The sequence below is a fragment of the Flavobacterium sp. W22_SRS_FK3 genome (assembly GCF_052113665.1).
Classification (GTDB): Bacteria; Bacteroidota; Bacteroidia; order Flavobacteriales; family Flavobacteriaceae; genus Flavobacterium.
In genome coordinates this window covers 1-16,425 of the sequence record NZ_JBGQOF010000012.1, presented here as the reverse complement: position 1 = coordinate 16,425, position 16,425 = coordinate 1, and the positions used below count along the sequence as shown (strand labels likewise).

The window sequence follows — 16,425 nt, the reverse complement described above, 5'->3', positions numbered from 1 at the left end:
TCAAAAATCTATTTATACTCGTTTACTCCTTCTACAACTGCCTTTTCTGTCAAAGCCATCAACTCGGCAAAATTATAATCTTTTACTGCCATTGCTTTATGAGCGGTAAAGGTAAGATGATTTCCTAACCCAACAGGAAAAAAACCGTATTTTACCATTTTCCATGAATTGTTGATGCTTACCGGAACAACATACGCTGATGGCGCATATTTACAAAGAATCTTCAAACCGCTTTGAGCGAATTCTTTTGGTTTGCCGGTTTTACTTCTCGTGCCTTCGGGGAAAATTACTGCAGATCTTGTATTCTTTTCAATATATTCTGACAAACCTTTGATTACCGGAATAGCTTGTTTTGGGTCTTTGCGGTTGATTAGCACTGATCCTCCATGGCGTAAATTATAAGACACACTTGGAATTCCGCTACCTAACTCCTTCTTACTTACAAATTTACAATGAAAACGTCTAAAGTACCAAATCATTGCCACGATATCGTACATACTTTGGTGATTTGATACAAAAATCAATGGAGCTCCCGTGGGAATTGTCTCTCTATTTTCAATTGTATATCTCGTTCCCACAAGATTGGTACATCTTAAAAGGAAAAAATTTAAATAATCTACGCTAACTTTGTGGGCCTGATAACCAAACACATTAAGGCAAATCCATTGTATTGGGTGAAAAATTACCAAACACAATCCAAAACATAAATAATAAATGACGGAGATTGGATATGAAATTATTTTTTGCATGCTTGAAAAATTAAAGGCCAAAAGTAATAAATATATTTGTAGCCGTATTAAAATTAAAAACAATAACCGTTTTTCTGGTTTAATTGTACCTTTGTCCTATAAAATTGCAAATTTTTTCTGAATTAAATGAACTTCACATACCCTAAAAATGAACGCTTAAAGAGCAAAACGACAATTGGATTACTCTTTTCTGAAGGAAAATCGGTTTCTAAATATCCGTTGCGTTTGGTTTACCGTCAGGCGGAAGCTGATTCAGAAGAAAAAATTAAAATTGGCGTTTCAGTTTCGAAGAAGTATTTCAAAAAAGCTGTTGAGCGAAATTACTTCAAAAGAGTTTTAAGAGAAACTTATCGATTGAACAAACATTTGCTCTTGGAAAACCTTCAAGAGCCTTATTCTTTGATGTTTTTTTATCAAACAAAAGACCGATTATCTTATGAAGAAATCAATATCAAAACGATTCAGTTGTTTGAGAAATTTATCCTGCAAATAAATAAAACTACAAATTCAGAAACTAAAACAGAACTCTAAAACTCAAAACGCAACTTTGTATATCAAATAAGACAGAAAATTATAAAAAAATTGTAGTTTTAACTCTTAATTCGAATTTTATGAGATATATTTTCTTTTTTCTTTTTTTTGGATTATTTTTTTCAAGTTGTGAAAAACAAATTGGAAGCATAAATTATTCTGATGATAAAATTATGGCGGTAAAACTTGATTCTCCCGGAAAGCCTGAGTCAAATGTTTCACAAAAAATAATCAAAACAGCCTCGCTTCGATTTGAAACAAATAATTTAGAAAGTACATTCACTCAAATTCAAAAAGCAATTATTGCGAATAAGGGAACTGTTCAAAATGATACCGAAGGAAAAGATTATAACAATATTTATAGAAATCTTACTGTTAGAATTCCTAGTCAAAATTTTGATTCATTTATAAAGTCAATATCAGCAGGTGTTTCTTATTTTGAAAGAAAAGAAATTTCTGCACAAGATGTTACAGAGCAATACATTGATCTCAGCACAAGATTAAAAACAAAAAGAAAACTCGAAAGTCGTTATCTTGAGATTTTACAAAAAGCGACCAAAATAAGTGAGATTTTAGAAATTGAAAAGCAAATCTCAATCATTAGAGAAGAAATTGAATCTAAGGAAGGTCAGCTAAAATATTTAGAAAGCCGAATTTCTGAAAGTGTAATTACAATTGAATTTTACAAAACTGTTGCTAAAAAAGAAGGTGTAAAAATTTCATACGGTTCTAAAATCTGGGCCGCTATTGAATCCGGTTTTTTTAGTCTTTCAGAATTTTTAATATCATTCATTAGTCTTTGGCCATTTATTATCCTATTAGTTCTTCTAGTTTATTTTATTAGAAAACGATTTAAAAGAAAAAAAGTATAAATCATGTATCCTTATCTCAAAAAGAAGTTCGTTATACCAGCCGTAGCGGCAGGATTTTTATTTATTGGAAGCAGTTTTAAAGATGATTTCTTTGAAATAGCCAAACAAATAGAAATTTTCACAACCCTTTTTAAAGCCGTTAACACCAATTATGTCGATGAAACAAATCCGGGCGACCTGATGGATAAAGGAATTAAAAGTATGCTGGGGAGTTTAGATCCATATACCGTGTACTTTAATGAACAGGACGTTGTCAATTTTAAAATCAACAATACCGGAGAATATACCGGAATTGGCGCCATGATTGCCCGTAAAAAAGACAGGTTAATTGTTCGGGAACCTTATAAAAATTATCCGGCAGATAAAGCAGGATTAAAAGCAGGCGACGAAATTATTCAGATAGGTGATGTTTTGATAGCTGATTTTAAGGATGATGCCTCACAATTACTCAAAGGAACAAAGAACACCAAAATTAAGATAAAATACCTTCGTCAGGGAAAAATCAATACAACTGAATTAATTTTGGATGAAGTTGATATTAAATCGGTTCCATTCTACGGAAAAATTGATGATAAGACCGGATATATTGTTTTAGCACATTTCAGCCGAAAAGCCGCTACAGAAGTCAAAGATGCTCTTGAAAAACTAAAAACCGAAGGAGCAACACAAATAGTTCTTGATTTAAGAGGTAATCCGGGTGGTTTATTAAACGAAGCTATTGATATTTGCAATCTTTTTGTTCCAAAAAATGAAGTTATTGTAACTACAAAGTCAAGAATTGAAAAACACAATAATACGTACAAAACAACTAAAGAACCTGTTGATACACAAATTCCGCTTGCCATTTTAGTAAATGGAAGAAGTGCTTCGGCATCAGAAATTGTTTCAGGAGCATTACAGGATTTAGACCGCGCTGTAGTACTGGGAAGCCGCAGTTTTGGAAAAGGTTTGGTACAACGCACTGTAGAGTTAACTTACGGAACGCAGCTAAAAGTAACAATTTCGCGTTACTACACACCTTCTGGGCGCTGTATTCAGGCATTGGATTATACTCATAAAGACAAAAATGGTATTGCACAAAAAACCGATTCTAAAAATTTTAATGCTTTTAAAACCCGAAAAGGAAGAACGGTTTATGATGGTGGTGGTGTTTTGCCTGATATTGAACTGGAAGAGGCTAAAATGAGTGCAATTACAACTGCATTAATGAAAAATGACGGAATTTTTGATTATGCAACTTCTTACTATTACAAAAATCCAAATTTAGGAGATAAGATACCAACGATTACAGATACAGATTATACCGCTTTCAAACACTATTTAAAAGCCAATAAATTTACATTTGATACCGAAACAGAACTGGCCCTGAAAAATACTTTGGCAGCAGCTAAGACCGAAGAAATTGACGAAACAATTGCTATAGAATATAAGCAATTATTAAGTGCACTTGAAAAAAGCGAAACAACATTGCTGGATAAAAATCAGAAAGAAATCAAAGGCCTAATTCAGGAAGAACTCATCAAAAGATACCAATATCAAGAGGGTTTGTATCAATTTTATATTAAAAACAATTCAGAAATTAAAAAAGCCGTTAATGTCTTAAACAATCAAACTGAGTATAAAACGATTTTAAAAATGTAAAAGATGAAAGTTTGTAGAGCCCTATTTCTGTTATTTATTTACAATGTATCGGCACAGCAAAAAAACATCGAAACCATTTATTTTGATTTTGACAAATATTCACTTACCAATCAACAAACCAAAGTCATTATTGATTTTGTAAAAACCATTGACACAACAAAAATTGAATCATTACAAATTTATGGCTATTGCGATGACCGCGGAACTGATCAATACAATTACCGCTTATCAAAGGATCGTGTCAATACTGTACAGGAGATATTGATTTCAACCGGCTTTAATAAAAGCAGGATAATCATACTTGAAGGAAAAGGACGTGTTATAATTAAGAGTGATACGGTTGAGAATTTACACGAAACACGGTCTAAAAACCGGAGGGTCGATTTAATTGCAGTTAAGAAAAACAGTTATGGAAAAGGAGTTCGTAATTCTCTACAGGATGATTTAAAAGTTGGTGATAAAATTTACCTGGAAAACATATTGTTTGATATTGGAAGTTCAAAACTTACACTCGCCTCTAAAAATGAATTGGATAAGATAGCTTTAATTCTACAAAATAAAAAAACAATTCAGTTTGAAATCAGGGGCCATGTTTGCTGCACCCCTGATCTTTATACAGACGGAATTGATAACGAAACCAACGAAAGGAGACTATCATGGAATCGTGCAAAAACGGTTTTTTTCTATTTGTCATCGAAAAAAATATCCAAAAGCCGCATGACCTATCAGGGTTGCGGAAACAAATATCCACTTGGTAAAGGAGATGAATTGGACAGAAGAGTAGAGTTTTTTATCACGAAGATTTAATTTAACTGCATCTGAATATGCGGAATATCGTCTTCCAGATACATTTCGCTGGTTTGTACAAATCCGTGACTTTCGTAGAATTTCTTAAGGTATAACTGAGCTCCAATTGTGATTTTATCTTTTCCAAAATTGGACTTTATTGTCACAATCGCTTCACGCATTAAATCATGACCCCATTTTCTGTCGCGGTAATTAACATCAACTATAACTCTGCCAATTGAAGCATTATCAAAACTGACTCCTGCATCAAATAAACGTGCATATGAAACGATTTTAGAATCATATTCACCAATTAGGTGCAAAGCTTTTTTATCTTTACCATCAAGATCTAAATAGGCACAATTTTGCTCCACTACAAAGATTTCGCTTCTTAATTTTAATAAATCATATAACTCTTCTACAGTTAAAGCCTCAAAAGCCTTTACTTTCCATTTTAATTCCATTCTTCCTTATTACTTTGTTTTGAATTCTAATTTAAAAAGCAAAATTAAATTTAAAAAAACAAAACGTGTTAACATTTAAAAAAAATCCCAATTACAAAATGCAATCGGGAAATCATTAAAAAATCATTAAAAATGAAAATTATTCCTTTGTCATCGTAATTTCCATGCTCTTATATTCCTTACCGTCTTTAGTATCGTACATTTCCATTTTACGGTTATTAGGGTCAACAAAAGTATAAACTTCACGATATGGTGTTTTTTTACCATTAAGCGGACTTACCATTTCACCTTTTAACTCTGCTATTTTGGTTTTCTCATCATATTTTCCTGTGGCAACCATCATTCCTGTACCCATATTATCAATAAATGTGGTTGTATATTCTTTACTTGCATTATTAAATGCCAGCGTGCCTATTCCTTCAAATGGCTCTCCCATCATAGTTCCTGTATACTTTGTTTCCTGATATCGGCCACCTAATATCATTTTGACATTTGCCGTTGAAGTTGCATAACTTGGTTTTCCGTTTGGCTCTTCCCAAAAAGTCATATCACATTTCCAGGTTCCGGTTTCGTCTGCCATTAATTTATGAGCATTACCCGGTGTTGCGTATGCTTCCCATAATTTCATCTGAGTAGCAGAATCTAAAGGCTCCTCGGCAATTGGTTCCTTTATTTTAATGCTGTCCGCCATAGTACCGGATTCCATTTCTGATTTTACTTCTTTTTTACAAGAAATAAAGAAAATTACTAACATTGATAATACAAGACAAAAATTTTTCATAATCAACTGATTTAATGTTTGTTATAAACAAAAGTAAGAAAAATAAAAATATTATCTCTTATCAATCCTGACCGATTTTATAATTGCTTCTAATTCTAACATCAAGTCACGTTCCTGATTTGAAGGTGAATAACAAAATCCTTCAATGACTAAAACTCTATTATAAGCTTTATCAACTATTGCGTAATTGATAAAAGGTCCAGTCATAAAATCATTTTTTAATTCCCACGTTCCTTTGGTTTCAAAAGTCTTTTTTCCATTTAAAGTGGTAATCGAGAAATAAGGAGCATAATCTTCACCAGTAATCATCTGAGTATTTGGCTCTCTTCCTTTAATATAATACCCAACAGAATCGCGCATTCGAACAATATTACCTACAGCATTTGGGTCCTTCGTAAGTCTGTTCAAAGGAATCTGATAAATAAGCAGACTTGTGTTACCACTAATAATTTCTTTCTTGAGCCAAATAAAATTACGTTTATGTAGCATGTATTCATAACCAGTCGGAATTTGCAAATCGATATGAAATTTGTTTTTGATAACGGCAGGATTCAAAAGTGATTTACTGTTGTCCTGCTGTAATTTCTTGATTTCAGTTTGCCGAATTGTCTTAATGATTTCAGGTGAATTCATTTCGATACTGCAAATTATATCTTCAATAGATTTTCCGTAAATGCGAAAAGTATTATGGGGCAAGGCCTCAATGTTTGTTTTAACCTCAAATTTATCTACAGCTGATTTTTTAACCACAATAATACTTCGACTATCAGTCACAAAACCTTCAAGCAGTTTAGCCGGATACTGATTGATCGTAAATAAGGGTTCTTCCTGTGTAAGACCTAAAACCGGTGAAGCAAATTTATTTCGAATACTGTCACCTACTTCGCCATACCACAACTGATCGTCTATAATGATAGAAATTGTATTCGTTTTGCCTGGATGTGGCTGAGCTTGATTATCATTTTTTTGAAAACAGGAAACCAGCAAAACTGAAAGTAATAGAAACAAAAAATGGGTTTTATTCATTTTTATAAATTATATGAAATAAAACCCAAATTTAGACAAGATATTTTATTATCCGTTTATTTTAAGCTTCATTCCTGGTTTTATATCCTCATCTTTAATTCCATTCCATTTTTTAATATCTGAAATGGTTACTCCTGGATATTTCTTTGAAATACTGTATAATGAATCTCCCTTTTTAACATAATAATCTTCTCCGATGGTTTTGGCAGAAGCAGCTTTTTTCTTGAATGAATCAATTGAATTAGAAGCAATTGCAGTAGTAGTTATAGTTGTATTTTCAGGAACTTCTTCAATGATTTTAGAAATGATCAATAATTTTCCTAAGCCAATATTGTTAGAAGTGAGATTGTTCATTTCTTTTAATTCAGCTAAAGTAAGATCGAATTTTTTAGCAATATTTCCTAAATTATCACCTGCCTGAACCACATATTCATTGGTTTGGATTTCGCTTTTTTCTAAACTTTCATTAGTTGTAGAGGCAATTACAGTCTCTGGCTCTTTTTTGGTAACTTCAGGAGTTATTTTTTGCTCTTTTGAATTTTTAATAATCTCTTTTGAATTAATCTTCAAAATTCTGCCTGAAGCTACAGAATTTGTTTTAAGACTGTTCCATTTTTTTAAATCTAAAACAGAAACATTATATTTTTCTGCAATAACAGATAAATTATCGCCTTTTTGTACTTTATATAACTCTGTATTTTTAGCAAGATTAACTTTTGGTTTATACAATTTAGTCTTTGGAGTAATTCTGGATGCTAATAGCGTAGGATATGTTTCGATTCCTTTTTCATGTCTCAGATATGTGTAAATTTTATCTTCATTTGAAGTAAAAGTTGCAATTTTATCTTTCGGTAATCTTATAAAATGCTGTTCATCCTGATAGAAAGGAACAACTTTTAATTTATAGGAAGGATTTAAAAGTTCTAATTGAGATTGAGGCATGTCTAACAAATCTGCAATTTGTTTAAATGACATTTGGCTTTTAATTCGAATGGTATCCGTTTCAAAGTTTTTTAATACCGCTCGTTCCGGATTGATTCCGTGTTCTTTGTGGTATTCAAAAAGATACATTGTAGCTAAAAAAGCGGGCACATATCCTTGTGTTTCTTTAGGAAGATAATTTCGAATATCCCAATATTTAGTTTTTCCGCCAGAGCGACGAATTGCTTTTGTAACATTTCCGGGACCTGAATTATAGGAAGCCAAGACCAGTTCCCAATCACCAAAAACAGTAAACATTTTAGTCATATATTGTGATGCTGCCGCAGTTGCTTTCAAAGGATCGCTGCGCTCGTCAATATAGGAATCAATTTTAAGATCGTATTGTTTTCCTGTACCGTACATAAATTGCCAAAGCCCTGTAGCACCCATTCTAGAAACTGCTTTAGGATTTAAAGCAGATTCTACAACGGCTAAATATTTAATTTCCAGGGGAACATTCTGTTTGGCAAAAGCATCCTCAAACATTGGAAAATAATATTCTGATAAAGCCATTAGTCGAGAGAACGATTTTTTACGATTCTTAAGAAATGACTTTATTATATTCTCTAATCCCTGATTGTATTCTATTTCAAAAGGAGATTTTTCATTCATTGCCTGAAGACGCTGCTTTAGCAATTCAGTAGGCAATTCTTCATCTACACTTAAATCTTTATTAATAGTCTGAATATCTTTCGTCAAGTCGTCATATATATCCAAACTGGTTAGCTCCTTCATCCAAAGACTATCTACACGAGTACATAATTTGTCTTTAACGAAAGTACTCTTAATTGAGTCCAGAAAGGAAAGTTTTACCTCGGGCTTTATTTCCAGCGAAGCCGAAGCAGTTTCCTGCGCAAACATCGACATAGAAAAAAAAGTTACTACAGCGACAGATATTTTCTTTATGATCATATAACATTTTTTTAAAATTCTATAATCCAACAAATTATGGATAAGCCTACTTTTGCAAAAATAAAAAGTAAAGGTCTAAAGATATGTAAAAAAATGTTAATTCTGAAAATTTAGTCTAAAATAGCTGCAATTCCAGGTAACACTCTTCCTTCTAACATTTCAAGCATTGCGCCACCTCCCGTAGATACATAGCTCATTTTATCTTCGAAACCGAATTGTTTTACTGCGGCCACAGAATCACCACCACCCACTAATGAAAAGGCTCCATTTGCAGTAGCTTCAGCAATATAATCTCCTAAAGCGATAGTTCCTTTTGAGAAAGTTTCCATTTCGAAAACGCCCAAAGGACCGTTCCATAAAATCGTTTTAGACTCTAAAATTACTTTTTTGAAGTTTTCTAAGGATTTAGGACCTGCATCCAGACCTTGCCATCCATCAGGAATTTTGGTCACATCAACAATCTGAGTATTAGCAGTATTTGAAAAATCATCGGCAGCAACTACATCAACCGGAATATGAATCTGAACGCCTTTTTCTTTAGCCAATCTTAAAATTTCAAGTGCTAATTCCTGTTTATCATCTTCACAGATAGATTCTCCAATTTTACCTCCTTGAGCTTTCACGAAAGTAAAAGTCATACCGCCTCCAATAATCATGTGATCCACTTTATCCAGGATATTTTCTATAACCGTAATTTTAGAAGAAACTTTAGAACCTCCTAAAACCGCAACTACAGGCTTTTCACTGTTTTTAAGTACTTTATTTAAGCTTTCTATTTCTTTTGCCAATAGTGTTCCGAAACATTTTTCAGTAGGAAAAAATTGTGCAATAATTGTTGTTGAAGCATGCGCTCTGTGAGCTGTTCCAAAAGCATCGTTTACGTAAATATCTCCAAGTGAAGCCAATTCTTTTGCAAAAGCTACATCTCCGGCTTCTTCTTCAGCATGAAAACGTAAATTTTCAAGCAATAAAACTTCTCCCGGTTTTAAGTTTTTAGCAGCTGTCTGAGCTGGTTCACCTACACAGTTTTCAGCAAACTGAACTTCAACATCCAAAATTTCTGAAGCAGTCTTTAAAATATGTTTTAATGAATATTTTTCTTCAACACCTTTTGGTCTTCCTAAGTGTGACATTAAAATTACGCTTCCTCCCTGTGCTAAAATCGCATCAATAGTTGGCTTTGCCGCTTCAATTCGTGTAGCATCTGTTACGTTGAAGTTTTCATCCAAAGGAACATTAAAATCAACACGAATAATTGCTTTTTTATTTTTAAAATCGAAATCGTTTAGAGTTTTCATTTGATAATTATTTTATGGTTTTTTTGAAAGAAAACAAATATAGAACTTTTAAGCCTCTTATAAATTCGGATAAACCAAAAAAACGATAATTTAAAGAACGAAATCGTTATAATTTCACAAATAAATTTCATTATTAAATATTAAACACAAATTTAGATGGCGAAAAATCCAAATCTATTTCAAAAAAAGCCTTCTAATAAACTATGAAAGGAAAGGTAAAATTGAGTTAATTAAAGCTAAGGAATTATAGTTCGAACGATCCGTGTGATAATTGTAAAAATTTCATTCAAAAATATTGAATATCCATCGTAATTTTTATTCAAAAAATCCAATAAAAAAACAGGCACTAATTAAATGGAAAATTAGTGCCTGTTATATTCTGTTTGTATGAATCCTGCAAAAAAAAGCAGAAGCTTATGATTTTTAATATCCACAATTTCCTAATCATGAACAGGACTATCCGTACAAGGACAGCTACTTAACGCCTGAAGGAAATCGAAACCAAGTGTTATAACGTGTGTTCCTGAATTGTAATACCCTAAATCGTTGAACATAACCTGATATGAATATGCAAAATAGAATTTAGATTTCATGAAACCTGCCATTGGACCTACCGATAAAGGTTTTGGAAACTGGTCATTCAGCATACGGTAAGAAACACCAATCCAATAATACTCTTCATAGCGATTGTATCTTCTGTATTTAAAGTTGATATCTGTAGCAGAACGCTTATCACTTGCAAAATACTGATAAAATACGGAAGGTTCATATTCTATACGGCTGTTTTCGCCATCTCTAAATGTAAAGCCGGTATAAACCTGATAATTAGAAAGCAAATCTGGTTCGACACCTCTAAATTTATCTACGTTTTTCTTTAAAACATTATTCGCATTAAAACTCAGATAAAAGTTTTTATTACGGTATAAAGCACTAATATCAAAGTTATTATTTGATGTATAACGATTATTAGTAATAGACGGATCTAAAACAGGGTGCTCAATATCAGTAACAAATTCATCTGTATCAATTCTAAAATTATTATAATTATACGAAATACCAAAAGATAAATACTGCTTAGAATAGTAGTCTAAAATGATATGATGAGCAAAAGAAACCTTCGCACCTGTTTGCCTGGTATACCCATTTTTATCATTATAAACTGAAATTCCAACTCCTGAACGATCCAAAAGTCTAAAATCAAGATACGCAGACTGGTTGTCCGGGGCGTCTTTAATTCCGACCCACTGAGTCAATCCGTTAAGCCTGATTCGGACATTGTCACCGATACCCGCATACGCTGGTGAAAGAACAAAAGGGTTATCAGCCAAATATTGCGTAAACACTGGTAGGTTTAACTCCTGGCTGTAACCTGATGTTACAGCCATGAGTACTAAGGATACTAATAATTTTTTCATCGTAATAATTTTTTTAGATAACATCATAGGGGCTGTTATTTTGTTATCTGTATAAAGTGAAATGTCCAACAAACTCTCTATCATCTTTCTTGTCATTTAGTTTAAGAACATACCAGTAATCACCTGTTGGTAACTCCTCTCCATTATATTTACCATCCCATTTTTCACCATAGTGATATTTTGCAATCACACGACCGTATCTGTCGAAGATAGAGAACTCTAGGTTGTTATAAATATTAGTACAACCAGGACCCCATTGGTCGTAAAGACCGTCTCCGTTTGGCGTAAAGTAATTCGGGATACAAACATCAATGTAAGTCATTGGAACTATTAATTCGAATGTACAACCATTTTGATCTCTAACGATTACTTTATAATCTCCAGATTTGTAGATTTTGTATGTGTTAGAAGATGTAAAATCCTCACCATTAAAACTGTACTCATAAGCTGGTGATCCACCTGATGCTGTAACCGAAATCACATTCATTTCCTGCTGTCCGGTAGACAATGCTAAAGTTAATGGATCAACAGCCTTAATTAAGAAATTAGCTGTTGGCACTTCACAACCATTAGTGTGTCTCGCCACTACAAAGTGTGTTCCCGGAGCAACATTTGTGAAGATATTACTTGCCTGATAAGGAGCAATTCCGTCAAGAGCGTAATCAACATCTGCAAGGTTTGTAATGCTTTCGTCAATAGTAATTGTTACTGAATTAGATGCTGCATTATTTACACAGTCATAATTAATTACATATTGTGGATCAAGTACAACGGCATCCGGCATAATAACTTCAAGTTCGTACGTACAGCTTGCGGCATCTTTGATATAAACAATATGTCTACCTCCGGAAAGATTTTCAAAATCAAATCTAGTTTGCCCTGCAGCTCCTTGAGTATAAGTACCGTTTCTAACGTCAATACTATAGCTATATGGAGCAGTTGCTCCTTTTACTTCTATACTGAAAGAACCGTTTTTCTCATCTTTACATTGTTCCGGCAACATGGTATCCGGAATAAGTGATGCAAATAAAGGTGTTGGCTCTGTAATCTCAAATTCGTCAGTTACAAAACAGCCTGACACGTCCTGAGCAATTACCTGATAAAGTCCCGGTTCTAAATTATCAAAAACATCATCATCGAAGAACTGGTTCAAATTAGGAGAAATTGCATACATAATATGTCCGGTACCACCAGTGGCATTAATTATAATTTTACCATCTTTATTACCATTACATGTAACATTTGTTACAATAGGATCCATTGATACACTTAAATTTGGTTCAGTTATTGGAATAATAGCAGAGTCATCTGTACAATCTCCACTAACAACATGAACTGAATAGTCTCCTGCAGGTAAATCTGTAAAATTACCATCTGCTTTTGGTCCCTGAACGATTGTGTTTGTTCCACTATTTAATAAGGTATAAACATAATTACCTAAACCTCCTGTAGCAGTAGCAACAATAACTCCTGTTGCATCACCTTTACAGTTGATAACAGCATTTAATACATTTACATCTATATCAAGTTCCGGAAATTCTGGAATATTAATACCATTTGAAACATAACCAACGCAACCATTAGCATCTTTAACATAGTACTTGTAATCTCCAGGTACTACATTGAAAGTAACTGGACTTACCTCTGTAAATGAACCAAGTACCGTTGTAAAATTAGCATCTGCACTATAGGTATAAGGTCCTGTTCCGCCTGTTGCGCTTAAAGTAAGGCTATCTTGCGTTAAACAAGTTGCATTTCCTGACTGAACTAATAAAGGCGTAACAATAGTTGGTTCTGTAATTGTTATTTCTGCAGAAACACCACTACAAGTAAAGCCGTCAGTAACCGTAATACTATAAGTTCCTGCACCTAATCCTGAGAAACTTGGTGAATTTTGAGGTCCTGAAGAAATTACTTCAGTAGCCGTTATTCTATTCAAAGTGTAAGAATAATTTTTCCCTTCACCTCCACTTACATTAGTTGCTGTTATTGTAGCACTAGTATCCCCATAACATGGTACGATAGTCATATCTGGGCTAACTGTTACTACAATTGGTTGTGGATTTTCTAATTTTACATCTACCGTTTTAATACATGTTTTTGAATCTCTAACCGAAACAGTATAAGTTTCAGCTGTTAAACCAGAGAAATCACGAGTTGCAGACCAGTCAGAAATTACAGTACCTGCACTATTTACCAATTTATACTCGTATCCACCAGCCCATCCGCCAGTTGCAGTTACAGAAATACTTCCATCATTATTACCTGATATACATGTAATTTTATCATGTATTGCAGTAATATCTAATGCTGTATTTGGCTGTCCAATTGTGAATGTTGTAGACACCGGACAGAAAGGAGTACTGCTTAATATAGCTGAAACAGTGTACTCACCAGCTGTTAAACCAGACAAATTAAGTGGTCCTGCTGTAGCAGAAGTTCCTGAACTTGGTACTGGTCCTGAAACTGTGTAAGTAAAGGCTCCTGCTTGATCCGGATTACCAATATTGTCAATTAAAGTAATAGTCACCTCACCTTCATTCGAACCATAACAAATGACATCGCTCGTTTTCACAGCTTTTAAATAGAACGTATTAGGCTCGTTAACATAATGAGGCTTATCAATACTACATCCTGTTGAAGGATTAAATGCTGTAATGATATATTGTCCAACTGTTAAACCTGTAAAGATTCCGTCTGTATTTTTAGGGAACGTAATTACTCCGCTAAAATCCGTCAATGTATATTCGATTCCAGAAATAGCCGTTCCGGAAGCATCAACAGCTGTAGCCGTAATACTTTCAGGATTAGCACATGTAATCGCTGTTTTAACCACATTGATTTTATCTAAAGCAAGATATGGAGTAATTGTTATTGGACTCGCATAAGTACCCATACAGCCATTGCTGTCATAAACATTTACAGTATAACTTCCACCAGATAAATCATATTCAGTATAAGTGTTAGAAGTACCTTTTTGAACCGGAACCGGATTACCTGCTTTAATGAATTCATAAACAGTATACTTTTCTGAACCGCCCGTTACTCCCGTTACCGGAACTGTAATCGTTGCGAAATTAGATGTATTTGCTGTAGTACAAATAAATTGTGCCACGTCAATAGTGTTTACAACGACTGGATTTGGTTCTATAACCGTAATTGTTTCTGGAGCTTCACATCCTCTTTCTGATCTTACTATTACAGTATAATTTCCAGCAGTTAATCCAGTGAATACAGGTGAATCCTGTGGAGTACCTCCATTCAGAGTATACGTGTATTTTGGATTATCGTTAATACCATCGGCTGGCGTATCCATAGTTGCTGTAATAGTACCATCATTACCTCCGTTACAAGTTACAGCTGTTGGCGTTAATGCGAATCCTGTAATTTTGGTCGCTTCTTTTAAATCAATAGATACAAATACTTCACATAAAGTAGTAGTATCATGAACCCCTACAATATGAGTTCCTGATGAAACTCCTGTTAATGGTGTTGTTGCTCCAAAAGCACCACCATCAATGTTATAAATATAATTTCCGGAACCTCCTGTTGTTGCTACTGCTATTATACCATCACCATCTGTACAAGAAGGAGAAGCTGTTACCGTTGGGGTAAGAACTAATGGCTCAAGAATAGTAACAGGAGTAACTGCTGAAGTACAACCATTAGCATCTTTTACTACTACATTATAAGTACCTGGTGCATTAACCGTAATCACATTATTTGAATCATAGCTAACACCATCAATACTGTATAATAATGCAGTACTAAATCCTGTAGCGGTTACCATAATGTCATATGTTCCTGTTAAACTTGGACATTGTGTAGCTACTGCACTTGCAATAGCTGGATTTGTGTCTAAAAGAATAGTTTGAACGTTATTTGCATCACAATTATTGCTATCCAATACATAAACTATCCAATTTACATCAACACCATTATTGGTATCTACAACCAACTGATTATTAGTCACGAAACTTGTTGGAACCGGATCACCAGCTTTTGCTACAGCATATCTGTAAGGTGCTGTTCCTCCGTTTGCCGTTACTGTGATAGTCGCATTATCTTCATTACAGTTAATATTTGTTGCAATTGAAGTTGAGCTTAAAGCATCCGCAGGCTCATCAATTGTAAAAGGAACCTGAGATGTACAACCCGAAACATCATCCGAAATTGTAAATTTATAAGTACCCTGAGGTAAATTAGCGTAACTAAACACATCTCCATTTTGAGTCATTGTTCCTACATTAGGAGACAATGACGGTGTATAACTTCCTGCTGTAATATAATTTGTTACCGTAAATTCAACTGCTCCTGTGCTATCTCCTTTGCAATAAACATCACTAAGTACTTGAGCTGTAACTGATATTTTATCCGCTTCTTCAACTATAATCGTTTTAGTTGTACTACATCCGTTGTTGTCTGTAACTCTGATCGTATAAGTATCAGGAGACAAATTATTAAAACTATTGGTTGTGCCTGGAGCTGTAACTGCAGAAGCTGGAGAAATAATCTCATAAGAATATGGCGTCACTCCACCTGCAACTGAATTAACTGTTACAGTAGCAACTGAACCAGGTGTATTACAGTAAATTGCGCTAGCCGATAAATCCATATCTGTTGGTGGTAAATAAGGATTAACAACAGTTGACCCTGCTATACTACATCCATTTGCATCAAGAACAACATAATCAATTTTTTGAGCTGTATTAACAGTAAATAATGCTGATGTTTGGAAAGTATTACCTCCGTCAAAGCTGTAAGTATAATCAGACGTTCCTCCAGAAGCTACAATTGTAACAATTGCATCTTTAGCTGCATTTGAAGAGTCACATCCAAATGGCGTTACATCAGCACTAGCACTTAGAACTCCTGGCTCGGTGATGGTGATAGGAATAGCTGCCGAAGAACATCCTTTAGCATCGGTCATTACAATAGAGTAAGCACCTGCTATTAATCCTGTGTATGT

At 33.9% G+C, this 16,425-nt stretch carries 12 protein-coding genes; 4 read left to right on the top strand and 8 right to left on the bottom strand.

The genetic code is table 11. The features are described 5' to 3' along the window. Positions 1 to 8: 8 nt before the first annotated feature. Positions 9 to 749: a lysophospholipid acyltransferase family protein gene (locus ACEN2I_RS12950; protein ID WP_441766521.1), complete on the bottom strand. Its 741-nt coding sequence runs from the start codon at positions 747 to 749 to the stop codon at positions 9 to 11. Between the two features lie 126 nt (positions 750 to 875). On the opposite strand from ACEN2I_RS12950, the gene rnpA reads away from it, so the two are divergent. The 4 genes from rnpA to ACEN2I_RS12930 all read left to right on the top strand — a co-directional run bounded on the left by rnpA (position 876) and on the right by ACEN2I_RS12930 (position 4,600). Further along, positions 876 to 1,280 carry a ribonuclease P protein component gene (gene rnpA, locus ACEN2I_RS12945; RefSeq protein ID WP_441766520.1) on the top strand — a complete coding sequence of 135 codons (405 nt, stop codon included), beginning with the start codon at positions 876 to 878 and terminating at the stop codon, positions 1,278 to 1,280. 80 nt (positions 1,281 to 1,360) lie between these two features. After that, positions 1,361 to 2,152: a DUF4349 domain-containing protein gene (locus ACEN2I_RS12940; RefSeq protein ID WP_441766519.1), complete on the top strand. Its 792-nt coding sequence runs from the start codon at positions 1,361 to 1,363 to the stop codon at positions 2,150 to 2,152. Positions 2,153 to 2,155: 3 nt separating this feature from the next. Further along, positions 2,156 to 3,793 (top strand): S41 family peptidase, encoded by a 1,638-nt coding sequence (locus ACEN2I_RS12935; protein WP_441766518.1) that lies wholly within the window; start codon positions 2,156 to 2,158, stop codon positions 3,791 to 3,793. 3 nt (positions 3,794 to 3,796) lie between these two features. Next, positions 3,797 to 4,600, top strand: coding sequence for an OmpA family protein (locus ACEN2I_RS12930; RefSeq protein WP_441766517.1), 804 nt, complete (start codon positions 3,797 to 3,799; stop codon positions 4,598 to 4,600). Here the strand turns inward: ACEN2I_RS12930 and ACEN2I_RS12925 are convergent. From ACEN2I_RS12925 to ACEN2I_RS12895, 7 genes are all read right to left on the bottom strand, one after another. Further along, positions 4,597 to 5,043: a GNAT family N-acetyltransferase gene (locus tag ACEN2I_RS12925; protein WP_441766516.1), complete on the bottom strand. Its 447-nt coding sequence runs from the start codon at positions 5,041 to 5,043 to the stop codon at positions 4,597 to 4,599. The two genes, ACEN2I_RS12930 and ACEN2I_RS12925, sit on opposite strands and share 4 nt — an antisense overlap. A 139-nt stretch (positions 5,044 to 5,182) precedes the next feature. Continuing rightward, complete coding sequence (locus ACEN2I_RS12920) at positions 5,183 to 5,824, bottom strand: DUF1579 domain-containing protein (protein WP_441766515.1); 642 nt, start codon at positions 5,822 to 5,824, stop codon at positions 5,183 to 5,185. A 51-nt stretch (positions 5,825 to 5,875) separates the two neighbouring features. Continuing rightward, positions 5,876 to 6,850, bottom strand: coding sequence for a DUF4837 family protein (locus ACEN2I_RS12915; RefSeq protein WP_441766514.1), 975 nt, complete (start codon positions 6,848 to 6,850; stop codon positions 5,876 to 5,878). Between the two features lie 48 nt (positions 6,851 to 6,898). Continuing rightward, the gene (locus ACEN2I_RS12910) at positions 6,899 to 8,743 is read right to left on the bottom strand and encodes a LysM peptidoglycan-binding domain-containing protein (RefSeq protein WP_441766513.1); all 1,845 of its coding nucleotides are present in this window, start codon (positions 8,741 to 8,743) and stop codon (positions 6,899 to 6,901) included. Positions 8,744 to 8,853: 110 nt separating this feature from the next. After that, the gene (locus ACEN2I_RS12905) at positions 8,854 to 10,041 is read right to left on the bottom strand and encodes a phosphoglycerate kinase (protein WP_441766512.1); all 1,188 of its coding nucleotides are present in this window, start codon (positions 10,039 to 10,041) and stop codon (positions 8,854 to 8,856) included. A gap of 440 nt (positions 10,042 to 10,481) precedes the next feature. Then, positions 10,482 to 11,456, bottom strand: a complete 975-nt coding sequence (locus tag ACEN2I_RS12900; protein ID WP_441766511.1) for a PorP/SprF family type IX secretion system membrane protein — start codon at positions 11,454 to 11,456, stop codon at positions 10,482 to 10,484. Positions 11,457 to 11,499: 43 nt separating this feature from the next. Next, positions 11,500 to 16,425 (bottom strand): T9SS type B sorting domain-containing protein (locus ACEN2I_RS12895; protein ID WP_441766510.1); only part of this gene is annotated, 4,926 nt, incomplete at its 5' end.

Excerpts from the sequence above, each read along its gene's own strand:
- ACEN2I_RS12930 (WP_441766517.1), top strand. The coding sequence starts at position 3,797 with ATGAAAGTTTGTAGAGCCCTATTTCTGTTATTTATTTACAATGTATCG.
- ACEN2I_RS12910 (WP_441766513.1), bottom strand. The coding sequence starts at position 8,743 with ATGATCATAAAGAAAATATCTGTCGCTGTAGTAACTTTTTTTTCTATG.
- ACEN2I_RS12935 (WP_441766518.1), top strand. The coding sequence starts at position 2,156 with ATGTATCCTTATCTCAAAAAGAAGTTCGTTATACCAGCCGTAGCGGCA.
- ACEN2I_RS12915 (WP_441766514.1), bottom strand. The coding sequence starts at position 6,850 with ATGAATAAAACCCATTTTTTGTTTCTATTACTTTCAGTTTTGCTGGTT.
- ACEN2I_RS12900 (WP_441766511.1), bottom strand. The coding sequence starts at position 11,456 with ATGAAAAAATTATTAGTATCCTTAGTACTCATGGCTGTAACATCAGGT.
- ACEN2I_RS12925 (WP_441766516.1), bottom strand. The coding sequence starts at position 5,043 with ATGGAATTAAAATGGAAAGTAAAGGCTTTTGAGGCTTTAACTGTAGAA.
- rnpA (WP_441766520.1), top strand. The coding sequence starts at position 876 with ATGAACTTCACATACCCTAAAAATGAACGCTTAAAGAGCAAAACGACA.
- ACEN2I_RS12920 (WP_441766515.1), bottom strand. The coding sequence starts at position 5,824 with ATGAAAAATTTTTGTCTTGTATTATCAATGTTAGTAATTTTCTTTATT.
- ACEN2I_RS12950 (WP_441766521.1), bottom strand. The coding sequence starts at position 749 with ATGCAAAAAATAATTTCATATCCAATCTCCGTCATTTATTATTTATGT.
- ACEN2I_RS12905 (WP_441766512.1), bottom strand. The coding sequence starts at position 10,041 with ATGAAAACTCTAAACGATTTCGATTTTAAAAATAAAAAAGCAATTATT.
- ACEN2I_RS12940 (WP_441766519.1), top strand. The coding sequence starts at position 1,361 with ATGAGATATATTTTCTTTTTTCTTTTTTTTGGATTATTTTTTTCAAGT.